The sequence below is a fragment of the Pseudonocardia sp. ICBG601 genome (assembly GCF_020496245.1).
Genome location: NZ_JAHLJA010000163.1, coordinates 62694 through 89370 on the forward strand (window position 1 = coordinate 62694; position 26677 = coordinate 89370).

General features: G+C 64.6%; 25 protein-coding genes, 5 pseudogenes and 1 other annotated feature. Of the genes and pseudogenes, 12 read left to right on the forward strand and 18 right to left on the reverse strand.

Features of this window, described 5'->3' with window-relative positions:
- The first annotated feature begins 48 nt into the window (after positions 1-48).
- From KPL57_RS73115 to KPL57_RS55255, 3 genes are all read left to right on the forward strand, one after another.
- Complete coding sequence (locus tag KPL57_RS73115; protein ID WP_374203928.1) at positions 49-315, forward strand: transposase; 267 nt, start codon at positions 49-51, stop codon at positions 313-315.
- Positions 276-404: a sequence feature (AL1L pseudoknot), on the forward strand. (Overlaps the previous gene by 40 nt.)
- Complete coding sequence (locus KPL57_RS73120; protein WP_374203929.1) at positions 390-704, forward strand: IS3 family transposase; 315 nt, start codon at positions 390-392, stop codon at positions 702-704. It overlaps the preceding feature by 15 nt.
- 361 nt (positions 705-1065) lie before the next feature.
- On the forward strand, positions 1066-1716 hold the full coding sequence (locus KPL57_RS55255; protein ID WP_226351147.1) for a transposase: 651 nt from the start codon (positions 1066-1068) through the stop codon (positions 1714-1716).
- Positions 1717-2113: 397 nt separating this feature from the next.
- On the opposite strand, the gene KPL57_RS55260 is transcribed toward KPL57_RS55255, so the two are convergent.
- The 3 genes and pseudogenes from KPL57_RS55260 to KPL57_RS55270 all read right to left on the reverse strand — a co-directional run bounded on the left by KPL57_RS55260 (position 2114) and on the right by KPL57_RS55270 (position 4705).
- On the reverse strand, positions 2114-2500 hold the full coding sequence (locus KPL57_RS55260; RefSeq protein ID WP_226358258.1) for a transposase family protein: 387 nt from the start codon (positions 2498-2500) through the stop codon (positions 2114-2116).
- A gap of 3 nt (positions 2501-2503) precedes the next feature.
- On the reverse strand, positions 2504-3913 hold the full coding sequence (locus tag KPL57_RS55265; RefSeq protein WP_226358259.1) for a zinc ribbon domain-containing protein: 1410 nt from the start codon (positions 3911-3913) through the stop codon (positions 2504-2506).
- Positions 3913-4705 (reverse strand): annotated as a pseudogene (locus KPL57_RS55270) (IS607 family transposase). The gene KPL57_RS55265 and the pseudogene KPL57_RS55270 overlap by 1 nt, the downstream one beginning before the upstream one ends.
- Before the next feature lie 59 nt (positions 4706-4764).
- On the opposite strand from KPL57_RS55270, the gene KPL57_RS55280 reads away from it, so the two are divergent.
- Positions 4765-5493, forward strand: a complete 729-nt coding sequence (locus tag KPL57_RS55280; RefSeq protein WP_226352799.1) for an ISAs1 family transposase — start codon at positions 4765-4767, stop codon at positions 5491-5493.
- 229 nt (positions 5494-5722) lie between these two features.
- On the forward strand, positions 5723-6403 hold the full coding sequence (locus KPL57_RS55285; RefSeq protein WP_226358260.1) for a hypothetical protein: 681 nt from the start codon (positions 5723-5725) through the stop codon (positions 6401-6403).
- Between the two features lie 615 nt (positions 6404-7018).
- On the opposite strand, the pseudogene KPL57_RS55290 reads toward KPL57_RS55285, so the two are convergent.
- Together KPL57_RS55290 and KPL57_RS55295 are read right to left on the reverse strand one after the other, a co-directional pair.
- Positions 7019-7276, reverse strand: a pseudogene (locus KPL57_RS55290) (IS256 family transposase); the annotation flags it as partial.
- Between the two features lie 26 nt (positions 7277-7302).
- The gene (locus KPL57_RS55295) at positions 7303-8100 is read right to left on the reverse strand and encodes a transposase family protein (protein ID WP_226351139.1); all 798 of its coding nucleotides are present in this window, start codon (positions 8098-8100) and stop codon (positions 7303-7305) included.
- A gap of 218 nt (positions 8101-8318) precedes the next feature.
- Between KPL57_RS55295 and KPL57_RS55300 the strand changes: the two are divergent.
- Together KPL57_RS55300 and KPL57_RS55305 are read left to right on the forward strand one after the other, a co-directional pair.
- Positions 8319-9320: pseudogene (locus tag KPL57_RS55300) on the forward strand (IS256 family transposase); the annotation flags it as partial.
- A gap of 401 nt (positions 9321-9721) precedes the next feature.
- Positions 9722-10192, forward strand: coding sequence for a transposase family protein (locus tag KPL57_RS55305; protein ID WP_226358261.1), 471 nt, complete (start codon positions 9722-9724; stop codon positions 10190-10192).
- On the opposite strand, the gene KPL57_RS55310 is transcribed toward KPL57_RS55305, so the two are convergent.
- Positions 10189-11412: an ISAs1 family transposase gene (locus tag KPL57_RS55310; protein WP_226351754.1), complete on the reverse strand. Its 1224-nt coding sequence runs from the start codon at positions 11410-11412 to the stop codon at positions 10189-10191. The two genes, KPL57_RS55305 and KPL57_RS55310, sit on opposite strands and share 4 nt — an antisense overlap.
- Positions 11413-11549: 137 nt before the next feature.
- Between KPL57_RS55310 and KPL57_RS55315 the strand changes: the two genes are divergently transcribed.
- Positions 11550-12314 carry a transposase family protein gene (locus KPL57_RS55315; RefSeq protein WP_226351144.1) on the forward strand — a complete coding sequence of 255 codons (765 nt, stop codon included), beginning with the start codon at positions 11550-11552 and terminating at the stop codon, positions 12312-12314.
- Positions 12315-12358: 44 nt separating this feature from the next.
- On the opposite strand, the gene KPL57_RS55320 is transcribed toward KPL57_RS55315, so the two are convergent.
- Positions 12359-13075: an SDR family NAD(P)-dependent oxidoreductase gene (locus KPL57_RS55320; protein WP_226358262.1), complete on the reverse strand. Its 717-nt coding sequence runs from the start codon at positions 13073-13075 to the stop codon at positions 12359-12361.
- A 251-nt stretch (positions 13076-13326) separates the two neighbouring features.
- On the opposite strand from KPL57_RS55320, the gene KPL57_RS55325 reads away from it, so the two are divergent.
- Entirely contained in the window at positions 13327-14616 is a 1290-nt protein-coding gene (locus KPL57_RS55325) for an IS110 family transposase (protein ID WP_226358263.1), read from the forward strand.
- 11 nt (positions 14617-14627) lie between these two features.
- Here the strand turns inward: KPL57_RS55325 and KPL57_RS55330 are convergent, their stop codons facing one another.
- From KPL57_RS55330 to KPL57_RS73125, 7 genes are all read right to left on the reverse strand, one after another.
- Positions 14628-15767 carry an MFS transporter gene (locus KPL57_RS55330; RefSeq protein ID WP_226358264.1) on the reverse strand — a complete coding sequence of 380 codons (1140 nt, stop codon included), beginning with the start codon at positions 15765-15767 and terminating at the stop codon, positions 14628-14630.
- A gap of 62 nt (positions 15768-15829) precedes the next feature.
- A complete protein-coding gene (locus KPL57_RS55335; protein ID WP_226358265.1) occupies positions 15830-16267 on the reverse strand; it encodes a cupin domain-containing protein in 438 nt (145 codons plus the stop codon).
- Between the two features lie 53 nt (positions 16268-16320).
- Positions 16321-17538 (reverse strand): acyl-CoA dehydrogenase family protein, encoded by a 1218-nt coding sequence (locus KPL57_RS55340; RefSeq protein ID WP_226358266.1) that lies wholly within the window; start codon positions 17536-17538, stop codon positions 16321-16323.
- Complete coding sequence (locus KPL57_RS55345) at positions 17535-18896, reverse strand: FAD-binding oxidoreductase (protein WP_226358267.1); 1362 nt, start codon at positions 18894-18896, stop codon at positions 17535-17537. The genes KPL57_RS55340 and KPL57_RS55345 overlap by 4 nt, the downstream gene beginning before the upstream one ends.
- Positions 18893-19825 (reverse strand): zinc-binding dehydrogenase, encoded by a 933-nt coding sequence (locus KPL57_RS55350; RefSeq protein ID WP_226358268.1) that lies wholly within the window; start codon positions 19823-19825, stop codon positions 18893-18895. The genes KPL57_RS55345 and KPL57_RS55350 overlap by 4 nt, the downstream gene beginning before the upstream one ends.
- On the reverse strand, positions 19825-20538 hold the full coding sequence (locus KPL57_RS55355) for a GNAT family N-acetyltransferase (protein WP_226358191.1): 714 nt from the start codon (positions 20536-20538) through the stop codon (positions 19825-19827). The genes KPL57_RS55350 and KPL57_RS55355 overlap by 1 nt, the downstream gene beginning before the upstream one ends.
- A 247-nt stretch (positions 20539-20785) precedes the next feature.
- A complete protein-coding gene (locus KPL57_RS73125) occupies positions 20786-20974 on the reverse strand; it encodes a lactococcin 972 family bacteriocin (protein ID WP_226358216.1) in 189 nt (62 codons plus the stop codon).
- A 411-nt stretch (positions 20975-21385) separates the two neighbouring features.
- Between KPL57_RS73125 and KPL57_RS55365 the strand changes: the two genes are divergently transcribed.
- Positions 21386-21904 (forward strand): hypothetical protein, encoded by a 519-nt coding sequence (locus KPL57_RS55365; RefSeq protein ID WP_226358192.1) that lies wholly within the window; start codon positions 21386-21388, stop codon positions 21902-21904.
- A gap of 358 nt (positions 21905-22262) precedes the next feature.
- Here KPL57_RS55365 and KPL57_RS55370 read toward each other — a convergent pair.
- The 3 genes and pseudogenes from KPL57_RS55370 to KPL57_RS55380 form a co-directional block, all read right to left on the reverse strand.
- Positions 22263-23075 (reverse strand): annotated as a pseudogene (locus tag KPL57_RS55370) (IS256 family transposase); the annotation flags it as partial.
- Between the two features lie 14 nt (positions 23076-23089).
- Positions 23090-23368: a transposase family protein gene (locus KPL57_RS55375; protein WP_226358193.1), complete on the reverse strand. Its 279-nt coding sequence runs from the start codon at positions 23366-23368 to the stop codon at positions 23090-23092.
- Between the two features lie 5 nt (positions 23369-23373).
- Positions 23374-24597, reverse strand: coding sequence for an ISAs1 family transposase (locus KPL57_RS55380; protein ID WP_226351754.1), 1224 nt, complete (start codon positions 24595-24597; stop codon positions 23374-23376).
- A gap of 67 nt (positions 24598-24664) precedes the next feature.
- Between KPL57_RS55380 and KPL57_RS55385 the strand changes: the two genes are divergently transcribed.
- Positions 24665-24868, forward strand: a complete 204-nt coding sequence (locus KPL57_RS55385) for a transposase family protein (protein WP_226358194.1) — start codon at positions 24665-24667, stop codon at positions 24866-24868.
- Positions 24869-24973: 105 nt separating this feature from the next.
- Positions 24974-26197 (forward strand): ISAs1 family transposase, encoded by a 1224-nt coding sequence (locus KPL57_RS55390; RefSeq protein ID WP_226351754.1) that lies wholly within the window; start codon positions 24974-24976, stop codon positions 26195-26197.
- 19 nt (positions 26198-26216) lie between these two features.
- Here the strand turns inward: KPL57_RS55390 and KPL57_RS55395 are convergent.
- Positions 26217-26524: pseudogene (locus KPL57_RS55395) on the reverse strand (IS3 family transposase); the annotation flags it as partial.
- Between the last annotated feature and the right edge of the window lie 153 nt (positions 26525-26677).

A 26677-nucleotide genomic window follows, 5' to 3' on the forward strand; every position in this document is an offset into this window, starting at 1 on the left:
CAGGTCATCCACAGGTCTCAAGCATTGCTCGAACGTGCGGTTCGGTTGGTGGTGGACGCGAAGGCTGTGCCGGGTGGGCGTGGAGGAAATGTGTGTCGCCGGATCGGTGAGCAGTTAGGGATCAACCCTGAAACGTTGCGGGGCTGGGTGAAACAGGCCGAGATCGATGCCGGTACTCGGCCTGGTGTGACCACAGATCAAGCGGCCCGCGTGGTGGAGTTGGAACGCGAGGTCCGCGAGTTACGACGCGCGAACGCTATTTTGAAGTCCGCGTCGGCTTTTTTCGCGGCGGAGCTCGACCGCCCCAGCCGGTAGTCCTCGACTACATCGATAGATACAAGACTGATTTCGGGGTCGAGCCGATCTGCGCGGTGTTGACTGATGCCGGTGTGAAGATCGCCCCGAGTACCTACTACGCGTCGAAAACTCGGCCGCCCTCGGCGCGGTCTCTGACTGATAGCGAGAACCTGAAGGAGATCGAGCGGGTGTGGCGGGACAACTTCAGCGTGTACGGCAGCCAGAAAGTGTGGGCGCAACTCCGACGAGAAGGCGGCGTCGCGGGCCGGCACGTCGCCCGGTGCACGGTGGAACGCCTCATGCGCCGTGCAGGACTACGTGGGGGTGGGGGCTTGACCCCAGATCTTGGACACGCTGAATCCAGCACTGAGCCTTTCCCAACCTGTTTGTGCTGGTCAGGGGTGTGAGGTGCGTGGCGGCTTGGTGGAGCTGCCGTGGGGGCAGTGACGGTTCCTATTGCTGGTTCTGTCCCTGGGGCTTATTCACAAGGGAGTAATTCTGTTGATCTGCGGAAGCCGTCACCGGCGATTTTGTCTCGATACCGGCACGGCGGTGTGTCGCGCTTGAAGTGCAACAGCCCTTGCCGGTTTGTTCGGTGTTCCCAGGCATCGAACGAGGATCGGCGAAGAGCTGTTGCGATTCAAAGCTATGACAGGGTTGGACGATAGACAACTCACCGATCTGGTGGTGAGAGTACACGCCCGATGCGGCGGCAAGTTCGTTTCTGCAGGTAGGCCTGTTGCGTTGGGCTTGTTCCGGTCAGTGGCCATGGTGGTGACGCTGATGCGCAAGAACGTGACCCAGGACTTCGCGGGCGCGATCTTCGGGGTCAGCCAGTCCACGGTCAGTCGCCGCTGGGACCTGCTGCGCCCGGTGATCGGCGAGGTCCTCGCCGACGTCGTGCCCGACCCGCGGGAGGTCCTCGGAGGCGGAACAGTGCTGGTCGATGGCACCGTGTGCCCGACGTGGGACTGGAACGCAGTGTCCGACCTGTTCTCGGTCAAGGCCGGCTACTCGGGCATGAACCTGCAGATCGCCGCCACCCTCGACGGAGTCCTCGTCGCGGTCGGCGAAGTCCCGATTCACGGCGCCCGCCACGACGCACATGCCTACGCCGCATCCGGGCTGGCGGAGCGTCTGCGCGATCTCCCGTCCGTCGCCGACCTCGGCTACATCGGCGTCGAGGGCATCAACACGGTCCCGCACAAGCGATCCCCCGGTATCGACCTCGACCCCAGCCAAGTCGAGTTCAACACCGCCCTCGGCAGAATCCGCGCAGCCGTCGAACACGCCATCGCGCACCTCAAAACATGGCGCATGCTCAGCGAAGAAGGTGGCCGATACCGCTACCCCATCAGCAAATACGAAAGCACAGTTGCGGCAATCGTAGGCCTCTACTTCTTTGCGGCTTATGAATAAGCCTCCTGGCTCGGCTATTGGTGCTGTCGGCGGAGGGATCGGTGGCGGGCTCACGGGTGCCGCTGCGGCGTGCTGACGTTAGGCTCTTATATGCAGAATGAGAACGGCAACTCTGAACGCGAAGTAGTGAAGCGGCTCTCCTTAGCCCTTCTTGGAGCGTGGCTTGGTCTAGGGATATGGGTGTGCACTCAGGTCGTGGTTGGGAATATTCACGTCCTGTGGAAACAGGGCATGCTCCATATGCTAGTCGGGTTAATTATTACGCTCACAATCGTGCGCGCGATAAAAAAGCGTCGAGCTGAACCTGAAGCGAAGGGAGAAAGCGAAGGGAGGAGTTGAATAGATGTACTCGCGGTCTCCGCGCGTAGCCCTCGAAGTCTGAGTCGTATCTGGGGGCTTATTCATAAGCCGCAAAGAAGTAGAGGCCTACGATTGCTGCAACTGTGCTTGCGTATTTGCTGATGGGGTAGCGGTATCGGCCGCCTTCTTCGCTGAGCATGCGCCATGTTTTGAGGTGCGCGATGGCGTGTTCGACGGCTGCGCGGATTCTGCCGAGGGCGGTGTTGAACTCGACTTGGCTGGGGTCGAGGTCGATGCCGGGGGATCGCTTGTGCGGGACCGTGTTGATGCCCTCGACGCCGATGTAGCCGAGGTCGGCGACGGACGGGAGATCGCGCAGACGCTCCGCCCGGATGCGGCGTAGGCATGTGCGTCGTGGCGGGCGCCGTGAATCGGGACTTCGCCGACCGCGACGAGGACTCCGTCGAGGGTGCTTCCTGTTCATTGATCATTGTTGATCAGAACGGATGTTTCGCTCTCCGCACCTGCAGTAGCCAGCGGTGCTGGAGTCCTGGTCCGGCAGTCTGGACCGGTGACGATCTCGTTCCTGGATGATCTGTTTCACCTGCGTGTGCGGGGTCCACAGGGAGATGTCGGGGTCTCCGTCTCGATCCAGGATGTTGATCGCGGCAGCATGATCAGCATCCCACACGACCCTGCCCTTATGAGGGCAGTGAAGCCAGGTTGCGGAGCGACGACCGAGGGTCGACGTTCCGGGGATGACTTGCGACGTGTAGGCAGCGTTGACCAGCCGTAACGACGAACCTCGCCGTTCCGACACGTCATGGAGTGCTTGCGCGGTGATACCTTTGGTCCAGGCGGCCAGCCGACGGTTGGTATCAGGACCTCGATCCCGGTTGTTGATCCGTCGGGTGAGGTCCTCGGCCACGATCACGTTCGCATTGTCAGCGACAGCATTCACTGCGCGATATGTGATATCCCGGACGCGGGTTTTCCAGGCTCGTTCTTGCCGGATTTTCTTGATCGTCCCGAGGTTATGACGGCGAACCCGTAGCGCTTTCGCATGATCACCGCGTAGGTCGGCGGCGTTCGCGATCGAGCGTAGTTTCGCCCGCCGGGCGTTACGCATCTTGAGCTGGTCGGAACGGGCACTCAGTAACGGGCCGAGCCCTTGACCATGGCGGCGGCCATCGGAATCGGTGAGTACTTCAGTGTATCCTTTGTCCACGCCGATGGCGCGATCACCGACGGGCCGGTGACTCGACCGCAATGATTGGTCGTCGATCTGGTAATGGACTTCGACCCGGCCACCGCGCAGGATTAGCCGGAGAGTTTTCTCTGGCGCGATTGTAGTGTTCAGCGGTACCGTGATCGGCGCGCAGCCGGAGCCCCCAGGAACCTTGAGCCAAACATTTCCGCCCTCGGCGCGTGTGAACGTGCGAACCTGATCCGAACGGATGATGATTTGGTTTGCAGTATGGTTATGCCCGCGGCGCCAGCACTGCCGCATCCATCGGGACAGCAGCGGATCATCGACCCATTGATCCCGTTTCAATGCGGCGTACAGTCGCTTCCTCTCCTGGGGGGAAGCGACTGTACGCCGGTGGATCTTCTTCCGTACCTCGACCTTCGCGGCATCACGGTGCGCGCGGATGTCCGCGACCGCGTCCCGTACGGTCTCTTTCCAGGCGTTAGCTGGCACGTCGAATGCCTCAGCAGTGCCATCAGCCATCCATAGATCTCGAATAAACCTATCCGAGAGCCCTACCCCAGCGATCGAACCGAACTGGTTCCATACCATTGACCGCACACGCCCTAGACGCTGTGCCTGTTCAAGCAAGGCAGTGTACTTGCCTGCATTAATCCCTGCGGAGTAAGCAATTCTGGTGACCTTCATCAGGCCCCGCCCTCTATGAGGTCACGGTCTGCTTTAATCTGTTTCTCGTAACGCCGAAGCCCGTACAGACGGCATGAGAACGTATGAACGATCGCCAATAGGTCCTCCACGAGTTCCTGCTGTGGCGACAGAGACTCGGTGTTGGCGACAGTAATCTGACATCCGTTGCGGTCCGCAACATGGGCGATCAAGTCAAACCCGAAACGCGTCAATCGATCCTTATGCGCCACGACAAGACGCTCGACGCAGCCATCAGCGATCCGGTCGATCAGCCGCGTGAACTTCTTGCGTTTGAAGTTCATTCCACCGCCGATCTCAGTGACCCACTCCGTGACTGCAATTCCAGCATTTAAGCAAAACATTTCCATTGCCGCGACTTGCGACGCTAAATCATCTTTCTGTCCCGGTGACGACACTCGGCAATACACGACCGTCACTCGTTCCGCATCTGGTGCCCCCAACTGCAACACCGCCCGCACATCCGACTCGTCGAAGTAGCGCTGCCCGCTCGCCGTCCAGGGCCCCGGCAAAGTCGTTAGATGATCTTGTGGCGAGCCGTGACAAGCGGCGCAGCTGCGCCGCCGCTCGGCGCTATAGCTGGTCCCGGGCAGGTGCAGCGCGGCAATCAGAAGGCCGCGTGGGGCGACTACCGCCGCCTATCGCGACTTTGCCGGGGCCCTGGCTCGCCGTCCGCTTGGCCGTGATCCGGCCCTCGTGCTCCCACCGACGCACCGTCGACGCGGACCTCCCCACTCGGGAAGCGAACTCGCCGATCCTGTACGTGGTCATAATAGACAAGTATAGAGAGTTCTAGAGAGGAACTCAATCACTAGTCACAGCTCCCGCATCTGGTGTCGGTGCTCGACCAGACCAGCGGTGGCGTGCTCGGCCAGGTTCAGGTCGCAGAGAAGGGCAGCGAGATCACCGCGTTCACCGCGCTGCTCGACCCCCTCGACCTCGACGATGTACTGGTCACCGCGGACGCTCTGCACACCCAGCGAGCCCACGCCGACTACCTGCACCGCCGCGGCGGGCACTACCTGATGACGATCAAAGCGAACCAGCCCACGCTGCTGGCACGGGTACGGGCGCTGCCCTGGACCCAGATCGGCGTCGCTGATCGTCAACGCGGGCGTGGGCACGGCCGCGTCGAGACCCGCACGATCAGCGTGGTCAGCCTGCACCCCTGTCCCGACCTGGGCGCAGAGTTCTTCCCCCACGCATCCCAGGCGATCAAGCTGGTGCGCCGGCGTCGCCCACTGCGGCCTGGCGGGAAGTGGAGAACCGAGACCGCCTACGCGATCACCAGCCTGACCAGCACCGACGCCGATCCAGGACTGCTCGCCCGCTGGATCCGTGGGCACTGGTCGATCGAGAATCGCCTGCACTGGGTCCGTGATGTCTGCTTCGACGAAGACCGCGCCACCGCCCACACCGGTCACGCCCCGCAGGTCATGTCGGCGTTGCGGAACCTCGCGATCACCGCGCTACGCCTGCACGGCGTCAGCAACATCGCCGCAGCACTCCGCCACCACGCCCGCGACCCCCATCGACCACTGACCACCTACAAGATCATCTAGCGACTTTGCCGGGGCCCTGACCGGGAGGGTGGTCGCGGAGCGGCCATGGTCATCAGTACGTAGTTCCATGCTTTGGAAAAGGTCAAGGTCAAGGTCAACTGACTGCGGCAAGGGTGGGCGGTTTAGGTCGGTTTGGGTGTATCTGTCCGTAGTGGCTGAGTGTGTTCGTGTGATTTCTGCTGGTAGTGGTTCTTGACCAACGGGGGGGGGGGCGTGTTCGCATGCGGTCATGAGTGCGAAGAAGTATGTGCGTCGCATTATCGGGGCTGTGTTGGTTGTGGCCGCTTCGACATGTTCGGTGACCGGCATGGCAGTAGCGGAAACTACTTCCCCTGCCGGAGTGGCCGAGGCTGGCGAGAGCTTTGCATCGCCGCCGCCTAGCCCGGATCGTTTTACTTACACGGCGCACGCTGACGACGACACGTCAGAGGTGCCTGCGAAGAGCGCTTTTTTGGACAGCGGTGGCATCACTGGCGCTGAACTTGCGCGACGCCTGGAGAGGGCAGGATACATTAAAGGGCCCAAGTTTCGCACCGCTCAAGGCATCGCTTACGAGTACAGACTGAAAGAGTCGCAGTACACGATTTCGTATCTCGTCCCAGCTGATCCGAGAAAAATTGTTTCAGATCCTGCGGAAAGCGCGGGCGACAGAAAAGTAAACATTGGCTGGGATAACGGCCCGCGTCTCTATATGACCGGCACGGATTTTTGGAATCTGGGCAAAGAAGGACTCCAGGAGGCGTGTAACAAACTCCCGTGGGGGTCGAGGGCGTGCACGAACTTCGTGGAACGCGTCTGGACTGGCAATCTTACTGGCCCTGGTCGAATCCTCAATGACGGTAGGTGCTGGGATCTAAGTCAGACTCTTAACGTTGGATGGCGCCCGGCGGCACCGGAGAAGTGCAAGTGAAACTAGCTTACAAAATCGGCGGGCTCGCACTCGCGTCTATCAGCGCAATGAGCTATACATGGCTGGCTGGCTCGGAATACGTAGAGCAAGGTCGAGCCATCCCTATACTCAGCGCCGCCCCGCTTGTTTTGGTAGCCTGGCTGGCGACGTGCTATCTCCTTGCTTCTGACCGCAGAAAGTCGGTCGCGTGGTGGATTCTGGGATCAGGCAGTTGTTGCACACTTGTCGCAGCGGTGCTGCTACTGATGGGTTTCACCGAGGACAACGTGACCCCATTTATTGGTGGTCTGTTGTTCATCCATGTGTTCGTTATGCTGCGAAACATCAGAAAACTGGAGTCGCGACTACTATAGCGAGTTTGTAAATGCCTGCTCAGTAAGCAGTCTCAACAGTGATGCCGCTCGGCCTGTCGTGGGCAAGTCGATCCGGCCCGGAGCCTGCCCCCGGGGCGGGTGAGGACCGGAAGCGGCCCGGGGTTGTTCGGTTCAGCGCAGCGACCCGCCCTGCGGGACCCCGGCTTTTACGTTACCCACTTAGCCGGGCTAAGTCTCTAGCTTGTTGTTGCGCTCCGCCGCAGGCGGGGAGCAATCGTCAAGACCTGTGGATGAAGATCTTTTAGGCGGCTTCGGTGTGGGTGTGGGCATCGGGTCGTTCGACGAGGCGGCCGGCGTCGAATCGGGCTCCGGCTCGGACGAGGGCGACCAGGTGCGGTCCGTTCACGGCGCGCCATCGGTTCTGGGCGGCCTCGATGAGCTTGAACGCCATCGCCAGTCCGGCCGCGCGTGACCCGGGCCCGCGGGTGACCCGGGTGCGGTGGCGGACCGTCGCGAACGTGGACTCGATCGGGTTCGTGGTGCGTAGGTGTTGCCAGTGAGCCTTTCCCAACCTGTTTGTGCTGGTCAGGCGGTGGTGATCATGAGGGTCTGGATCGCTGCGACGAGCTGAGCAGCCTGGGAGGGGCTGGAGCGGATCTTGCGGAGGATCTTCCAGTTCTTCAGCTCGGCGTTGACCCGCTCACCCGGTGCCCGCCGTCGGGCGTGAGCGGCGTTGACGGCCTTCTGATTCGCTGACAGGGGCCGGTACCGGCCGGTGTCGAGATCGCGGCGTCGGCGTCGGTGCGGGACGGTGATCGCGGGACCGCCGCCCTGGTAGGCGGTGTCAGCGACCGCCCGCACCCCGGTGGTGTTGACCGCGTCGATGATCCCGTGGATCCGGGCAGCGCCCATGTCGTGCCGTGCCCCCGGTAGCGGCGGGGAGATCCACACCAGCCGACCCGCGGGGTCGGCGATGACCTGCACATTCAGCCCGTGACACTTGTGCTTCCCGCTATAGAACGCCCGGTCATAGCCCGAGCCCATGCCGACCCGGTCGATACGCAGCAGCGTCCCGTCCAGGATCACGAACGCCTTCCCGGCCGCGACCGTGATGGCCTGCTCCAGGGTCGGCGCGAGCGCAGCGAGCAGCCCGATCGCCTCGGCGACATACCGGGACACCGTGGACTTCCCGACTCTGAATCCGCTGGCCAGGTCGGTGTAGGTCTCGCCCTTACGTAGGTGCGCGAGCACGAGCAGGGCCTGACGGGCCGGGGTCAGGAGCCGCCACCGGGTCCCGATCCGGCGACGATGTCCGCGCAGCAGCCCGGCCAGGACACGAACCGTGCGAGTGGACATCGACATCCCGGATGGGTAGGACAACACGCGGGGCTCCTCGGTAGGCGGTGGCGCGACAGCTATCCGTCTACCAGGAGCCCCACCCATCTCACGACAAGCCACGCACCTCACACCCCTGACCAGCACAAACAGGTTGGGAAAGGCTCAGTGTTCGGCGGGGAAGTCGTAGAAGGCGAGCAGTTCGTCGAGGTCGTCACCGATCTTCGTGACGGCCTTGCCGAACTTCGCCCGGTAGGCGGCCTCGAAGCGGGCCACGGCGTCGAGGGTTCTCCTCGGCGATCCTGCCGCGATGGTGCCGCCGCACTCCGAAGATCACCGAGGTGTTACCGCTGCTGTATCTGCACGGACTCTCGACCGGGGACTTCGTGCCCGCGCTCGGGCAGTTCCTCGGCTCCACCGCGGGCCTGTCGGCGTCGATGGTCACCAGACTGACCGAGACCTGGAAGACCGAACAGCAGACCTTCTCCCGCCGGGACCTGTCCGGTGTGGACTACGTCTACCTGTGGGCCGACGGGATCCACGTCAACATCCGCCTCGAGGAACACAAGCTGTGCCTGCTCGTGCTCATCGGAGTCCGCGCGGACGGCGGCAAGGAACTCGTCGCCCTGACCGATGGCTACCGCGAGTCGAGCGAGTCCTGGGCCGATCTGCTGCGCGACTGCGCGCGGCGCGGCATGCGAGCACCCGTGCTCGCGGTCGCTGACGGCGCGCTCGGGTTCTGGGGCGCGCTGCGCGAGGTGTTCCCGCAGACCCGCGAGCAGCGCTGCTGGGTCCACAAGACCGCCAATGTCCTTGCCGCTCTGCCGAAGTCAGCGCATCCGGGGGCGAAGAAGGCGCTGACCGAGATCTGGAACGCCGAGGACAAGCGCAGAGCCCTCGACGCCGTGGCCCGCTTCGAGGCCGCCTACCGGGCGAAGTTCGGCAAGGCCGTCACGAAGATCGGTGACGACCTCGACGAACTGCTCGCCTTCTACGACTTCCCCGCCGAACACTGGCAACACCTACGCACCACGAACCCGATCGAGTCCACGTTCGCGACGGTCCGCCACCGCACCCGGGTCACCCGCGGGCCCGGGTCACGCGCGGCCGGACTGGCGATGGCGTTCAAGCTCATCGAGGCCGCCCAGAACCGATGGCGCGCCGTGAACGGACCGCACCTGGTCGCCCTCGTCCGAGCCGGAGCCCGATTCGACGCCGGCCGCCTCGTCGAACGACCCGATGCCCACACCCACACCGAAGCCGCCTAAAAGATCTTCATCCACAGGTCTTGACGATTGCTCACCAGCGACGAAGACGGGTTCAACGCGATATCGCGCCCCAGCTCCTCCGCTCCGACCCCACCTGACCAGCGAAAACAGGTTGGGAAAGGCTCAGACCCCCGATGGACGATGCGCTGGAAACCCGTACTCAACGCCTTCGCCATCACCTTCGGTGACCGCTGGCCGGGAGCCGAGACCTACTGACAACACCGCCGGAAACACCGTTCACGAGACAGGCCCGTTCTCGCCGCGACACTTCTCGCAGCGGAGGAGGCTTATTCAGGGCCCGTGAAATAACGATCTAGCCCGGCGTGTCGGGTTGGGCGACAGCCCGTCCATCGCGAAGATTGGTTTGTCGAATCAATCCGAGATGAATGGGTTGTCGCAGTATGTACTATACCACTGGCTTTCGGCGTGATGAGATTCAGGATCTTGCCGCTCTGGTGCATGAGCAGGATCAGCGGAACGCGACTGGCCTGCGACGGCCTTGGCCGCCGATTCTGGGATTGTTCTGGTCGGTGGTGATCACGTTGGCGTATCTGCGCGGGAATCGTGTGCAGTGGGAGTTGGCGGAAACCTACGGGGTGTCGCAGTCGACGGTCAGTCGAGCGATCACGGGGGTGACACCGTTGCTGGCGCAGGCGCTGCGGAGTGTCGTTCCGACGGCGGAGGAGCTTCGTGCCGATCGGCAGTACATCATCGACGGAACCCTACTGTCCTGCTGGTCATGGACCGCCGTACCAGGTCTGTGGTCGGGCAAGCATCGCACCACCGGCGTCGTCGTCCAGGTCGCAGCCACCCTGGAAGGGCAGCTGTCGTGGATCTCCGACCCGACCCCAGGGCCCCGGCAAAGTCGCTAGATGATCTTGTAGGTGGTCAGTGGTCGATGGGGGTCGCGGGCGTGGTGGCGGAGTGCTGCGGCGATGTTGCTGACGCCGTGCAGGCGTAGCGCGGTGATCGCGAGGTTCCGCAACGCCGACATGACCTGCGGGGCGTGACCGGTGTGGGCGGTGGCGCGGTCTTCGTCGAAGCAGACATCACGGACCCAGTGCAGGCGATTCTCGATCGACCAGTGCCCACGGATCCAGCGGGCGAGCAGTCCTGGATCGGCGTCGGTGCTGGTCAGGCTGGTGATCGCGTAGGCGGTCTCGGTTCTCCACTTCCCGCCAGGCCGCAGTGGGCGACGCCGGCGCACCAGCTTGATCGCCTGGGATGCGTGGGGGAAGAACTCTGCGCCCAGGTCGGGACAGGGGTGCAGGCTGACCACGCTGATCGTGCGGGTCTCGACGCGGCCGTGCCCACGCCCGCGTTGACGATCAGCGACGCCGATCTGGGTCCAGGGCAGCGCCCGTACCCGTGCCAGCAGCGTGGGCTGGTTCGCTTTGATCGTCATCAGGTAGTGCCCGCCGCGGCGGTGTAGGTAGTCGGCGTGGGCTCGCTGGGTGTGCAGAGCGTCCGCGGTGACCAGTACATCGTCGAGGTCGAGGGGGTCGAGCAGCGCGGTGAACGCGGTGATCTCGCTGCCCTTCTCTGCGACCTGAACCTGGCCGAGCACGCCACCGCTGGTCTGGTCGAGCACCGACACCAGATGCGGGAGCCAGACCCTGCCGTCGGCGGCACGGACGCGGGCGCCGCGCAGGGTCTTGCCGTCCAAGGCCAGCACGCGACGCTGTTCTCGCCGGGGTGTGCCCTCCGCCGCCGGCTGGGCGCTGAGCTGGGGCAACACCCAGGACTGCAACGCCGCCTCCAGCGCCGAGGCGTCGACCCGTTGCAGGACCCGGCGGATGGTCGACTCGTGCGGAGCGACCGCGCCCACCCCGAGCACGTCCAGCACGGCGCGGCCGACGTCATGGGCGTACTCGGCGATCGCGGTGAACGACCGGGCCCCCGCCAACACCGCGCACGCCCCCAGTAGCAACACCGCGAGGACACCGTGGCGGACACCGCGTGGTTTCCGCGGGTCCGGCACTCGCGACAGGGCCTCCACCAGCGACAACCCCGCCGCCTCACCGACCGGCGCGGCTCTCCCCGCGTCAGGACCGACCTCCAGGCCTTCCAGAGCAGCAACGATCGGAGACACTGACACTGCGGACACAGGGAGGCTTATTCAGGGCCCGTGAAATAACGATCTAGCCCGGCGTGTCGGGTTGGGCGACAGCCCGTCCATCGCGAAGATTAATTTGCCGAATCAATCCAAGATGAACGGGTTGTCGCAGTATGTACTATACCACTGGCTTTCGGCGTGATGAGATTCAGGATCTTGCCGCTCTGGTGCATGAGCAGGATCAGCGGAACGCGACTGGCCTGCGACGGCCTTGGCCGCCGATTCTGGGATTGTTCTGGTCGGTGGTGATCACGTTGGCGTATCTGCGCGGGAATCGTGTGCAGTGGGAGTTGGCGGAAACCTACGGGGTGTCGCAGTCGACGGTCAGTCGAGCGATCGCGGGGGTGACACCGTTGCTGGCGCAGGCGCTGCGGAGTGTCGTTCCGACGGCGGAGGAGCTTCGTGCCGATCGGCAGTACATCATCGACGGAACCCTACTGCCCTGCTGGTCATGGACCGCCATACCAGGTCTGTGGTCGGGCAAGCATCGCACCACCGGCGTCGTCGTCCAGGTCGCAGCCACCCTGGAAGGGCAGCTGTCGTGGATCTCCGACCCGACCCCAGGCTCCCGACACGACCTACATTGCCTCGACCAATCCGGCGCCCTCGACCACCTCGCCACATACCCACCGATCGGCGATAAAGGCTACATCGGGCGCGGCATGCTCACCCCGTTCAAAAAACAACCCGGCCGGGAACTTCTCGACTGGCAGAAAACATTCAACAAGAGCCTCAACCGCACACGCGCCACCATCGAGCGAGTCATCGCCCATATCAAGTCGTGGAAAGTTCTCCACACAGACTACCGTCGACCCTACGCCACATTTAAAACGACGATCTCGGCAGTCATCGGACTCATCTTCTACGCACTTACCTGACGGAGCCTGAATAAGCCTCGAGGTATCCAGTCGAGGTGCGGGGCTCAGCTGGAGAATCCTCCCGAGTGGGCGAGTAGTTCGGTTCCGTTTATGTATGACGATGAATCGGATGCGAGCCAGACGATCGCCGATGCGATCTCGCCGACGCCGGCCATGCGACCGCTCGAGACGAGCGCCCCGAGACGATCTTCGCGATCCACGTCCGATTCCCCGGGCAGACGGGTCATTTCGGTGCGGACCGGTCCCGGTGCGACACAGTTCAATCGGATATCCCGGGGTGCCAGCTCGACAGCCGCGCAGCGTGTGAATGCGGCAATGCCGGCCTTCGTCGCCGCGTAGACGCCGAGTCCGGCCCCTGCGCTAGACGATCCCACCGCCGAGGTGACGGTGACGATGGCTCCCCCGGACCCTTCCGACATCCTGGACACCTCCTCGCGGATCGCGGCGATCGTGGCGGTGAGGTTGATCGCGCACATCGACCGGAGATCATCGTCGCGGATGTCCGTCACGGTGGCATAGCCCCACACACCGATGCAGTTCACCGCGATGTCGATGGGCCCGAACTCCTCGTCCAGGTGGTGGAAGGCGTCGCTCACCGTGTCGAGGCGTTCTGCGTCTAGATGCCCGTGATAGTCGATACCGGGGTGCTCGGCGGGTCGTCGGCCCAGCGTGGCTACACGGTTGCCCCGGTCCTCGAGGTAGTGGCCGATCACTGCTCCGGCGATCCCGGACGTGGACCCGATGACCACGACGTTGCTCACTGGTGCACCCTCCTTGTGTCCGAGTCGGATCGTTGATCCAGACTTCGGACGCACCTGAGGTCCCCACCGGGCCATCGCCCTGCTCGCTCGATCCTTGAGGTCCGCGATGAGTTCTGCGAGGTCCGGTGGCCCAGGACGCGCCGACTGGCTACAGGGCTGAGCACCATCGAGTGCCGATCAGTGAGCGACCGGCTGCCGCGTCCCGGGACCACCGGGTGCCTTCCCACCGCGGCAACAGCGAGGAGGCGACCATGAGTGTCTCCAACAGCAAGACCGGCGTCGACAACACACTCGACACCAGCACCACCGACAGTCGCCTCAGCGAGCGCAGACCCACCGGCGGAGTGGACTGGGCCAAAGACGACCACGCGGTGGCCGTGGTCGACCCCGACGGAGAACAGACCGCCCGGTTCACCGTCGCTCACGACCAGGCGGGGCTGCGCGAACTGGTCCGCCGGCTGCTCAAAGCGGGCGTGGTCGAGGTCGGCATCGAACGGCCCGACGGCCCGGTAGTCGTGGCCCTGCGCCAAGCCGGGCTGGTGGTGTTCGTGATCCCACCCGTCCAGCTCAAGAACCTGCGCTCTCGTTACGGCTCGGCCGGGAACAAGGACGACCGTTTCGACGCCTACGTCCTGGCCGACACCGTGCGCACCGACCACCGCAGGCTGCGCCCGCTGCTGAGCGACACCCCGACCACCACCGCGCTGCGCCAGACCGTCCGCGCGCGACGCGACCTGGTCGCCCACCGGGTCGCGGTCGCCAACCAGCTCCGCGCGCATCTGCAGATCTGCTTCCCCGGCGCAGGCGGCCTGTTCGCCGACATCGACTCCGAGATCAGCCTGCGGTTCCTGGAACGCTTCCCCACCCAGGACCGCGCGGACTGGCTGTCCCCACGCCGACTGGGCGCCTGGCTGGCCTCGGTCGGCTACTGCGGCCGCGTCGACCCCACAGTCCTGCACACCCGTCTGACCGACGCACCCCGCGGACACACCGGCGACAACACCACCGCGAGCGCCGCAGTCACCACCGCCTACACCGCGGTGCTGCGCACACTGACCAAGCAGATCGCCGAGCTCGCCGCCCGGATCAGCGAACAACTCGACACCCACCCCGACGCCGAGATCTTCACCAGCCTGCCCCGCTCCGGGCGAGTCCGCGCCGCACGCCTGCTCGCCGAGATCGGCGACGCCCGAGGCCGGTTCCCCACCGCAGACTCGCTGGTCTGCCTGACCGGGGTCGCCCCCTCCACCCGACAGTCCGGCAAGGTCCGCGCGGTGTCGTTCCGCTGGGGCGCCGACCGCGAGCTGCGCGACGCGATCTGCGACTTCGCCGGCGACAGCCGACATGACAACCCCTGGGCCGCCGACCTCTACCGACGAGCCCGCGCCCGAGGCCACGACCACCCCCACGCCGTCCGTGTCCTGGCACGCGCCTGGGTCAGCATCATCTGGGCCTGCTGGACCACCCACAGCACCTACCAGCCCGACCGTCACCGAGCCCTCCAACGCATCCTCAGCCAAGATCAACCGGCGGCGGCTTGACACAGGGCAACTCATCGCTTGACCTCCGTCGCCGCAGTGGACAGCTTTGGTGCGAGCGTCGCGAGACCGGCGACGGCCAGCACCAGCGACAGGTAGTACACCGCGTGCAGCGTTGCGGTGAGATCGATCAGTAGGCCACCCACGGACGCCCCGACGAAGATGCCGAAGCAGATGATCGAGGTGTGGACGGTGTTGACGACGAAGGAGACGCCGCCGGCACGCATGACACGAACGGCGAATGCGGGGTTCAAACTGACCCCCGCGAATCCGAGGGCTGCCACGGCGACGAGCACGGCGACCTTACTGGTGTCGGCGATGAGGAAGAGCACCGCGGCTGCGGCGATCACGACGGCACCGGCGATCGAGATCGTGAGCGTGTAGGCGTCGGCGAGGCGGCTGACCACTATCAGACCCAGGACACAGGTCACGCCGTACGCCGCCAGGATGATCGGGACCCAACTCTGGGTGAAGCCCGCACGTTCGGTCAGAATCGGCGAGAAGTAGCTGAAGATCGAGAACACAGCGCCGATCAGCAGCCCGCTGGTGGCGTATGCCGGCCACAGACCGCCGTTGCGCAACTCGGACAACTGGGAGACGATCTTGGGCTGTTCCCCCTGCTCGAGGGCAGGCACCAGCAGCATGCTGGCCACGAGACCGACCGCCGCGAGTACGGCCACGAACGCGAAGGCCAACCGCCACCCGAAGGTGGTGCCGAGGAAGCTCGCCAACGGAAGCCCGATCACCGTGCCAACGGTGTTGCCGCCCATCACGATTCCGACGGCTCGTCCGCGAACCGACTCGGCGACGGATTGGGCGGCGATGGAGAGAGTGACACCGTAAGCGCTCCCGGCTGCCGCGCCTGTGAGGATGCGGCCGACGACGATCATCGCGTAGTTCGGTGCGGCGGCGGCGATGAGTTCTCCGGCGATGAACACCACCGAGATGACGATCAGCGCGGACTTCGGAGGTATCCGCGCCAGGAGCACCGAGGCGGGAGGGGCGATCAAGACCATCGACAATGCGTATATGGCGATTAGATACCCGACGCTTGAGATGCTTGCAGGCAGATCGGCTGCCAGTGGGTTCATCAGACCCGAGACCATGAACTCGCTCGTGGTGAACGCCAGAATCGTGAACGAGAGCACGTACACGGGGAGAAGGATCCGGGTCCTCGACTCCTGAGTAGTGTCCGCCCCTGCATCTGATGTCGAACTCATGGTGTCACCTCGTCGTCGTCAGTGGTGGTCGGCGGTGGCGGCACAAGGCCGAACCGCGCACCGATTTCGGCCGCGGCGGCGTTGTCTGCGGCGGTTGCGGAAGGGACCGCGATGGCGGGGAGTGCGGGCGTACCGGCCTGGAGGAAGAACTCCTCAATTCCCGCACGGGTGAACACGAACAGCACGCGCGCAGGCTTGTTCGTGCGGTTCTGGAACCAGTGCACAGTGTCGGGTGTGATTACCGCAGTATCGCCGGCTACTGCCGTGTGCTCCGTATCTCCGATGATCACGGTGATCGTTCCGGTGTGGACATAGATCAGCTCGATCGCATGGAGGTGGCGATGTGGTGGCGGTCCGCCACCTGGTGGTACCCAGCCGTCCGTGAGGGAGATCTCGCCACCGGTGCTGTCACCATGGACGGTGACGGAGTACACGTCGCTACTGAGCCACACGGTAGGCGCGTCCTCGGCTCGCTGAACTGTGGAGGTCACTGCGGCTGCTCCTCTCGCGACATGAACGGGTGCTCGGTGCGGCCCGTTAGGATCAGCTCGCCAGCTGCGCGGGGGATCGCTTCCTGCGCGACCGCATGCTGGTTGATGGTCTCGATGTCGCGCATCATCTGGTCGATCGAGTACGTGGACTCGTCCTTGTAGATGGCGCGACCAGCTGTGATGTCGTAAGCGGAGCGGACTATCGAGCGTGCGGTGCGGAAGGCGTTCTGTCGCGCGAGCGCGGCCCCGACCACGGCTTCGTGCAGCGATTCGGGGTCGTACTCACCGCTTGCGACCTCCCACTGATGCCGCAATGACTCGTTGACCGCGGATCTGGTGACGTGCAGTAGGGCACAGATCTCGCCGATCTGCTGCTCGATGCGTGCACGATCGGAGCGCAGACCATAGTGCCGGTGCTGCAGCTTCTCGAACACGAGCTCGACTGCTGCGTACGCGACTCCCACCGGTACACCGGACATCTTGCGGAGGATGGCGTCCCTCCCGGTGTACAGCGGACCCTTGCGGTGCGGTGTCGTGAACGACATGGCGCGGTTCGCCGGCACGGTGACATAGTCGGATGCCGACGTGTAGTGTCGGCTGCCGCTACCTTCGAGCCCGGTGGTGTGCCACGTGTCCAGGACGGTGAAGTCGGCCGGGTGGGCGGCGATGATGCGCCAGCACCACCGGTCGTTCCCCGCCTCCATATCCGCACGTGAGGAATAGAGCCGGATACCGGCCAACACCCGGTCAGCATGGTCGATGCCACTGCCGAACTGCCAGGTTCCGGTGAACTCGATCCAATCATCGACCTCGACGCCGACACCCTGTGGGTGGATCCATCCCGCAGACGCCAGGTTCGGGTCGTCGAAGTACGCGTTGTCGGGGTCGTGCAGGTATCCGGCGTAGATCCCTGAATCCATCCCGATCATCACACACCAGGCGACGGAAGCGTCGATTCGGGCGAGAGTCTCCACGATGTCGTTCTGCTCGATCGAGGTCAGCCCCAGCCCGCCTTGATCTACGGGTTTGGCGGCCGCGAACACCCCCAGTCCGCGAAGCGCGTCTACGACGGGCGCGGGAAGTCTGCGGTCAGCAGCCATCTCTGCCCTATGCTGCGCTGCGACATCGGGCAGCTCCTTGCCGATACGCTCGCGGAGGTCAAGGTACGTCGGTGAATCGCTCACCGGTCTGATGAGGAGGTCCAGTGCAGTCATCGGGTTCTCCGATCGTCGGAGAGGTAGCGGCCGGCGCTGAAACGCCGGCCTGGGTCTAGGGCATCTCGTACAGCGCTGATAAGCGGGTCGGTCGGGGTTGCCGGGTGTGCGGCATCAAGCCGATATGGAACGACACCGAGATCCCGGAAACGCTCGTGGAGAGTCGTGAGAATCGTGTGTGCCTCTGCGGCCTGAGTAGCGCGGTCGAACGAGATCGATACAACCAGGTCCACCAGGTCCGGCGAGATCAGGTTCGCCGTAGCACCAACCGCGGGGCCATCCGGTCCGCCGAGGCCGTCGATTACGGCGTATGCGGACCGCAGGAGGTCAGCGTCGTTCACGGGTAGGAGAGGCAGGAAGAAGATCCACCCGCGCCCGTGGGCGTCGACGTCGGAGGGCGATGCTCCCAGTGTCGCCTCGACGAGGGCGTCGTGTGCGGTTACATCCCCGCTGTAGCCCCGCACGACGAGTGCAGTGATCGGATCGGCTTTCAGCGGTAGGGAATCCGCGCCGGTGAACACAGTGGTGGCCTCGGGGACCAGGCCCAGGTCAGCGACGGCGAACGACGAGAGAGTGTCGATCGTCTCCGGCTGTCCGTCCACGGCGAAGTACAGGATCGCTTCGCCCGTGCCAGCGGTCCCCGAGTAAGACGAACGTGCCCGTGGGCTGTACACCTTGGGAACGGCGTTGATCAGGCCCGTCGCAAGCGCGTTCGCCGCCGCAGCCAGAACTTCTGGGGTTCGCTCGGCGTCGATAACCGACTTGACGACGGCGGTCGCCGGTGGCTTCTTCAGAAGGGCGACCACGCCTGCCGTGACGACACCCAGGTTGGACTGGGTGAACAGTCCGAGCAGGTCGGGCCCGCGGCCGTGGCGATAGGGGGCCGACCCCGCCCCGATGTCCGGCCACCACCCGACTCGATGGCTGGTTCCGTCCGCGAGTGTGACCTCAAGGCCGAGGAGATCCTCGGTGCGGTGGCGACGGAGCCCAACACCCCGGTCGAGCGCATTTCCCAGGACCGAGGTCCCCGCAGATGACGCCGTGACGTTGAGAATGCGACCGGTTCCCACGAGAACGGACGCCAGATCCGCCTGCGTCACCCCAGGTTCGACAATGCACCATCCCGCGTCGACATCGATCCGCCGGATCGCCGACAGGTTCCGCATGGACACACTCAGCGGTCGGCAACCAAGCGGCACACTCGACCCAAGGCCCCAGTTGTAACCGCTGGAGAAGACGTGGATCCCTCTGTCGCTGGCCGCCCCTGCGATGATCTGCGTGACGTCGTCGACGGACTCCGGTGCAATAATCCCGTCTTCGTTGTTCTGGAACTCGCCGACGTTACTTCTGCCTGTCATGACGCCGCACCTCGCATGACGCTGGATACCGCGAACGTCACCTTCCCGCGCGTGATCAGCTCGGTCAATGGCTTCTCGACCAGCAGCGACCAATCGCCGCCGGAGGTCGCTGCAATCTTTAATGCGCCCGCTACCACCAGATCCAGGAGCAGTGCCAGATCGATCCCCGCGGAGGCGTAGTTGTTGAAGCTGACGAGATTCAAGCCCCGGTCGGAGAGGAATCGGACATCGAGCGCCGCTGGGCGGTCCGAGGCACCTCCGACCAGAAGAATGGTCGCGCCCGGAGCGACAGCATGAACAAGGCGTTCGAGCACGGGACCGCCGGCCACGTCTATCGCGCCGTCGAAGGGGGCGTCCGCGGGGGCCGCCAGTTCCGAGGCTAGTTTCACCTTGTCCGCTTCGACCAGGCCACGCTCGAGGAGCCACCGCCGTGATGCCTCTGAGCCGACCACCGCGGTGGTGTCCAGCCCGCAGTTCTGGGCCAACTGGACTGCGAGATGACCGACGCCACCCGACGCGCCCGAGATGAGAATCCGCTGGCCCGAGGACAGCCCCAGCTGGCGGATCGATCGAAGAGCCGTGAGCCCGGCCACCGGCAGCGCCGCCGCGCTCAGGTCGTCGACGGATGGCGGAACCACAGCGACATCCCGATGGTCGACGACTCTGTGTGTAGACCAAGCCCCGGACTGCCCCCACGTCGCGACCCGGTTGCCAACAGCGGGCCCGTGCCCGTTGCGGGAGCTCTTCTGGACGATCCCGACCGCATCCCACCCCGCGGGCTTGTCGGGATCCCAAGCGATTCTCGCCTCTCCGGCGTTGAGTGACACCCGTTCGACGGCTATTACCACCTCGTCGGGGCCGGCCTCGGGTGCGGGTGTGTCGCTAACCCGCAACTGGTTGTTGTGCAGGAAGATCGCCGAGGTACTCATCAGTGTGTCCTTGTCGTCGAGACGGTGTGCCCGCCAGCGGTGATGTGGGCGGGATTTGAGTCCGCGGCCTGGCGTGCCCCGGTCAGAATGACCCGGGCGTAGTGGAGCTCGTCGGCGCGTCCGCCGTCGAGGTCGACCAAACGCGCAGCTCTACGTCCCTCGAACGTGAACCCCGCCTTCTCGGCGACTCGTATCGACGCGGTGTTTCCAGGCTTGATTCCCAGTTCAAAGCGGTGGAACAGTCCAACTGCGGCAGACCAGCGGCAGAATGCCTCCAGGGCACGAGCCGCATAGCTGCGTCCGCGGTACCCAGGACGGACCTGGTACCCGACGTCGGCGACCCCGGGAGGGACCAGCTTGCGAACCTTGATCAGGCCCACTGGTGCGTCGTCCACGGACTGCGCGATCGTCAGAGCCGCGCGATCGGTTAGACGCCAGTCGAGATACCCTCTTCGAGCGGCATTCTCGGCCCGCTGCTGCGTGGATCCAGGGAACAGCGCCCACCGACGCGACAGCTCGTCGTTGTCGCATTCGACTATCATGCTCGCGTCCTCTGGCGCGAGGTTCCGTAGATAAAGCTCCCCCGCGACGACCTGTTCCCCGGCGATGCGGGGGAATCCGTCTGGCTCGTTCCAGTCGTCAAACCGCTCCATCACCGCAAGGTGCCCGGCTGGCGTCGGTCGAACCTCGACCAGCCGCATCTTTCGTTCCACAGCCCACTCGATGGCCGTGGTGTCTCGTACCGAAACTTGAACCTTCGTGGGTTCCGGCATCCTAGTCATCAGCGATTCACCCCAATCTTCCCTGACTCGCATTTGGATACATATTCTGTATGGATCGTTCAGTACAAAATAAGGGCAGAGAAAGCCTCCCATTGCGGTCCGTTCACCGCAGCGTTAACTCAAAGAGAGTGCCTGCAGCACCCCCTTCGCGATCGCCTCCATACTCGCCCGCGGGTTCTTAGCTCTCTCTCCAGAAGGCTTCAATCACGGGGCCAGGCATAGTCCAGCTAAGCCTCGTTTTTGCCCAGAGGTCAGCGCTAATATTGTTTTTAGCTTGACGGCCACCTCGTTTCGTAGTGGCGCCATGGCGCTTGGCAGGGTGAATATGATTCGACCATCCTTTCCAGGGCTCGACAAAGTCGCCTATTACGACTTTGTCGAGCTCCGGAAAGGATGGTCACCGCCAACTCTCCTGGAAAATATAACAGACTAGGAGCGTAAGTCCAACACAAAGTACGATCAGAAACAGAGGCGACACTAGGGCTTGATTGAGTGGGGATCCAAATATTAGGTCGGTGAGGAGTGATGCCCCGACACCAGCGAAAGCAAGGATTGGCGTCCAGCCTGGAATTTTTCATACTTCAGCGCTCTGATTGGTTGAGCGAGGAGTCAGGGGAAGCAGTGAGCTGCAGCGGCGGTGGCTCCTCCGTCAATGGCTCCAGTAGCAACGCCATCGATGGCGCCTGCGGTAGCTCCTGCTACTGGAATGACGGAACCTGAAGTACCGCCAACCGCAGCTCCTCCAAGGCCTCCGGTGACAGCTCCTCCGACGGTTCCGATGGTGCACTTTGCCCAGTTGATGTACTCGTTAGCATGGTGGTTGTGGCTTATTGTGCTGCGTACGGTTGCCTTGTTGTCGCCGTCTAGGGTGTATGTGAATGTGGTGATCTTTCCGTCTTTAGCGATTCGCGCGGGGAGGACTTCAAGAGTCTTGCCGTGGTTGTCGATGATGGACGTGTGGGTTCCGTCTGTGGCGAACTTCGCGGCGCTAAGCGTTACGACTCCTGTGGAGTCGTTTACCTTGTTGAAGCTGAATGTGGGCGCGGCGGACTGGCTGATTCCTGCTGGAGTGCTGGCGGGGTGTGGGGTGTCTGCCGCAGCGATTCCGCTGGCTGAGCCCATTGCGATGGCGGCGATGAATGCCGCAGTGAGCCTTTTTCAACCTGTTTGCACAGGTCAGACGGCCGCAGATCAGAGGGCCGGGCTCGCTCCGGGGATCGAGCCCGCGCCCGGACGTAGCCAGGATACCTTCCAGTCGTTCAGCGCCGCGTTGACCCGCTGTCTTCAAAGGCGATGACGAGGAGACGCCGTGGCGACCGTCTTCTGACACGCCGTCAGAGGGTAGAGTCACGAACTGCAAAGCTCTGACCTGCACAAACAGGTTGAAAAAGGCTCAGTGGTGAGGGAGCGTGCAAGATTCTTTGTTTGCATGATGGCATCTGAGCATGGTTATCACTCTCTGTCAAGGGCGAGTGCGTAGCGTAATTACGCCGTTGCCGTGAGTGGTTTTGATGGTGAGCGTGTGAGGGGTTCGTCCTTTTTAGTGCTATTTGGTGTTTGCTGCGGTCAGTGAGATGCTTCTATGACTGTCAAGCGGCGATCGGGTGTCCCTGGGTCGCGGTGAGCAATCGTCAAGACCTGTGGATGAAGATCTTTTAGGCGGCTTCGGTGTGGGTGTGGGCATCGGGTCGTTCGACGAGGCGGCCGGCGTCGAATCGGGCTCCGGCTCGGACGAGGGCGACCAGGTGCGGTCCGTTCACGGCGCGCCATCGGTTCTGGGCGGCCTCGATGAGTTTGAACGCCATCGCCAGTCCGGCCGCGCGTGACCCGGGCCCGCGGGTGACCCGGGTGCGGTGGCGGACCGTCGCGAACGTGGACTCGATCGGGTTCGTGGTGCGTAGGTGTTGCCAGTGTTCGGCGGGGAAGTCGTAGAAGGCGAGCAGTTCGTCGAGGTCGTCACCGATCTTCGTGACGGCCTTGCCGAACTTCGCCCGGTAGGCGGCCTCGAAGCGGGCCACGGCGTCGAGGGCTCTGCGCTTGTCCTCGGCGTTCCAGATCTCGGTCAGCGCCTTCTTCGCCCCCGGATGCGCTGACTTCGGCAGCGCGGCAAGGACATTGGCGGTCTTGTGGACCCAGCAGCGCTGCTCGCGGGTCTGCGGGAACACCTCGCGCAGCGCGCCCCAGAACCCGAGCGCGCCGTCAGCGACCGCGAGCACGGGTGCTCGCATGCCGCGCCGCGCGCAGTCGCGCAGCAGATCGGCCCAGGACTCGCTCGACTCGCGGTAGCCATCGGTCAGGGCGACGAGTTCCTTGCCGCCGTCCGCGCGGACTCCGATGAGCACGAGCAGGCACAGCTTGTGTTCCTCGAGGCGGATGTTGACGTGGATCCCGTCGGCCCACAGGTAGACGTAGTCCACACCGGACAGGTCTCGGCGGGAGAAGGTCTGCTGTTCGGTCTTCCAGGAGGCTTATTCAGGCTCCGTCAGGTAAGTGCGTAGAAGATGAGTCCGATGACTGCCGAGATCGTCGTTTTAAATGTGGCGTAGGGTCGGCGGTAGTCTGTGTGGAGAACTTTCCACGACTTGATATGGGCGATGACTCGCTCGATGGTGGCGCGTGTGCGGTTGAGGCTCTTGTTGAATGTTTTCTGCCAGTCGAGAAGTTCCCGGCCGGGTTGTTTTTTGAACGGGGTGAGCATGCCGCGCCCGATGTAGCCTTTATCGCCGATCGGTGGGTATGTGGCGAGGCAGGGCCCCGGCAAAGTCGCTAGATGATCTTGTAGGTGGTCAGTGGTCGATGGGGGTCGCGGGCGTGGTGGCGGAGTGCTGCGGCGATGTTGCTGACGCCGTGCAGGCGTAGCGCGGTGATCGCGAGGTTCCGCAACGCCGACATGACCTGCGGGGCGTGACCGGTGTGGGCGGTGGCGCGGTCTTCGTCGAAGCAGACATCACGGACCCAGTGCAGGCGATTCTCGATCGACCAGTGCCCACGGATCCAGCGGGCGAGCAGTCCTGGATCGGCGTCGGTGCTGGTCAGGCTGGTGATCGCGTAGGCGGTCTCGGTTCTCCACTTCCCGCCAGGCCGCAGTGGGCGACGCCGGCGCACCAGCTTGATCGCCTGGGATGCGTGGGGGAAGAACTCTGCGCCCAGGTCGGGACAGGGGTGCAGGCTGACCACGCTGATCGTGCGGGTCTCGACGCGGCCGTGCCCACGCCCGCGTTGACGATCAGCGACGCCGATCTGGGTCCAGGGCAGCGCCCGTACCCGTGCCAGCAGCGTGGGCTGGTTCGCTTTGATCGTCATCAGGTAGTGCCCGCCGCGGCGGTGTAGGTAGTCGGCGTGGGCTCGCTGGGTGTGCAGAGCGTCCGCGGTGACCAGTACATCGTCGAGGTCGAGGGGGTCGAGCAGCGCGGTGAACGCGGTGATCTCGCTGCCCTTCTCTGCGACCTGAACCTGGCCGAGCACGCCACCGCTGGTCTGGTCGAGCACCGACACCAGATGCGGGAGCCAGACCCTGCCGTCGGCGGCACGGACGCGGGCGCCGCGCAGGGTCTTGCCGTCCAAGGCCAGCACGCGACGCTGTTCTCGCCGGGGTGTGCCCTCCGCCGCCGGCTGGGCGCTGAGCTGGGGCAACACCCAGGACTGCAACGCCGCCTCCAGCGCCGAGGCGTCGACCCGTTGCAGGACCCGGCGGATGGTCGACTCGTGCGGAGCGACCGCGCCCACCCCGAGCACGTCCAGCACGGCGCGGCCGACGTCATGGGCGTACTCGGCGATCGCGGTGAACGACCGGGCCCCCGCCAACACCGCGCACGCCCCCAGTAGCAACACCGCGAGGACACCGTGGCGGACACCGCGTGGTTTCCGCGGGTCCGGCACTCGCGACAGGGCCTCCACCAGCGACAACCCCGCCGCCTCACCGACCGGCGCGGCTCTCCCCGCGTCAGGACCGACCTCCAGGCCTTCCAGAGCAGCAACGATCGGAGACACTGACACTGCGGACACAGGCTTCCTGACGTGAGCAAGGATTCGACACCCTCATGATCACGCCAAGCCTGTGTCCGCACCCACCCCGCACGTCACCGCAGCTCAGGACCCACCCATCACGACTTTGCCGGGGCCCTGCCTGGAAGGGCAGCTGTCGTGGATCTCCGACCCGACCCCAGGCTCCCGACACGACCTACATTGCCTCGACCAATCCGGCGCCCTCGACCACCTCGCCACACAGGGCCCCGGCAAAGTCGTGATGGGTGGGTCCTGAGCTGCGGTGATGTGGGGGGTGGGGGTGGGTGCGGACACAGGCTTGGCGTGATCATGAGGGTGTCGAATCCTTGCTCACGTCAGGAAGCCTGTGTCCGCAGTGTCAGTGTCTCCGATCGTTGCTGCTCTGGAAGGCCTGGAGGTCGGTCCTGACGCGGGGAGAGCCGCGCCGGTCGGTGAGGCGGCGGGGTTGTCGCTGGTGGAGGCCCTGTCGCGAGTGCCGGACCCGCGGAAACCACGCGGTGTCCGCCACGGTGTCCTCGCGGTGTTGCTACTGGGGGCGTGCGCGGTGTTGGCGGGGGCCCGGTCGTTCACCGCGATCGCCGAGTACGCCCATGACGTCGGCCGCGCCGTGCTGGACGTGCTCGGGGTGGGCGCGGTCGCTCCGCACGAGTCGACCATCCGCCGGGTCCTGCAACGGGTCGACGCCTCGGCGCTGGAGGCGGCGTTGCAGTCCTGGGTGTTGCCCCAGCTCAGCGCCCAGCCGGCGGCGGAGGGCACACCCCGGCGAGAACAGCGTCGCGTGCTGGCCTTGGACGGCAAGACCCTGCGCGGCGCCCGCGTCCGTGCCGCCGACGGCAGGGTCTGGCTCCCGCATCTGGTGTCGGTGCTCGACCAGACCAGCGGTGGCGTGCTCGGCCAGGTTCAGGTCGCAGAGAAGGGCAGCGAGATCACCGCGTTCACCGCGCTGCTCGACCCCCTCGACCTCGACGATGTACTGGTCACCGCGGACGCTCTGCACACCCAGCGAGCCCACGCCGACTACCTACACCGCCGCGGCGGGCACTACCTGATGACGATCAAAGCGAACCAGCCCACGCTGCTGGCACGGGTACGGGCGCTGCCCTGGACCCAGATCGGCGTCGCTGATCGTCAACGCGGGCGTGGGCACGGCCGCGTCGAGACCCGCACGATCAGCGTGGTCAGCCTGCACCCCTGTCCCGACCTGGGCGCAGAGTTCTTCCCCCACGCATCCCAGGCGATCAAGCTGGTGCGCCGGCGTCGCCCACTGCGGCCTGGCGGGAAGTGGAGAACCGAGACCGCCTACGCGATCACCAGCCTGACCAGCACCGACGCCGATCCAGGACTGCTCGCCCGCTGGATCCGTGGGCACTGGTCGATCGAGAATCGCCTGCACTGGGTCCGTGATGTCTGCTTCGACGAAGACCGCGCCACCGCCCACACCGGTCACGCCCCGCAGGTCATGTCGGCGTTGCGGAACCTCGCGATCACCGCGCTACGCCTGCACGGCGTCAGCAACATCGCCGCAGCACTCCGCCACCACGCCCGCGACCCCCATCGACCACTGACCACCTACAAGATCATCTAGCGACTTTGCCGGGGCCCTGGGCGTAGAACGACGACCTCGAGACGTGCACGAGCTCGCACAACCGCTTCACCTCGAAGGTGTGCCGGTGGTCAGCGACGAACTGGAAGCGGGTCACCAGCGCGTCTCCCCCGCGAAATACTTGGCCGCCCGCTGCAGGATCTCCCGCTCGGCGGTCAGCTTCTTCTCGCTGATCTCGAGTTCACGGACCCGGGCCTCGAGACGGGCGATCTTCTGCCTCGGTGGTTCCTCCCCACCCAGGCCCGACCCCGGCGTGGTACGCATGGGCTGTACCGGGCTGGGGCAGCTACTGCCATCAGCTGCGGTCTTGATCGTGACCAGCGCCGGGACGACCAGAGCGGTGAACACGACTTTCGTCTCGGTCGGGGACAGCGTGCCGATGCCGAAGCCGCGGGCCCGGCGCCAGTTCCCGTAGGTCCGCCGCGCTGGCGGCGCGCCACTGCTGCTGTTTGCTCATGTTCA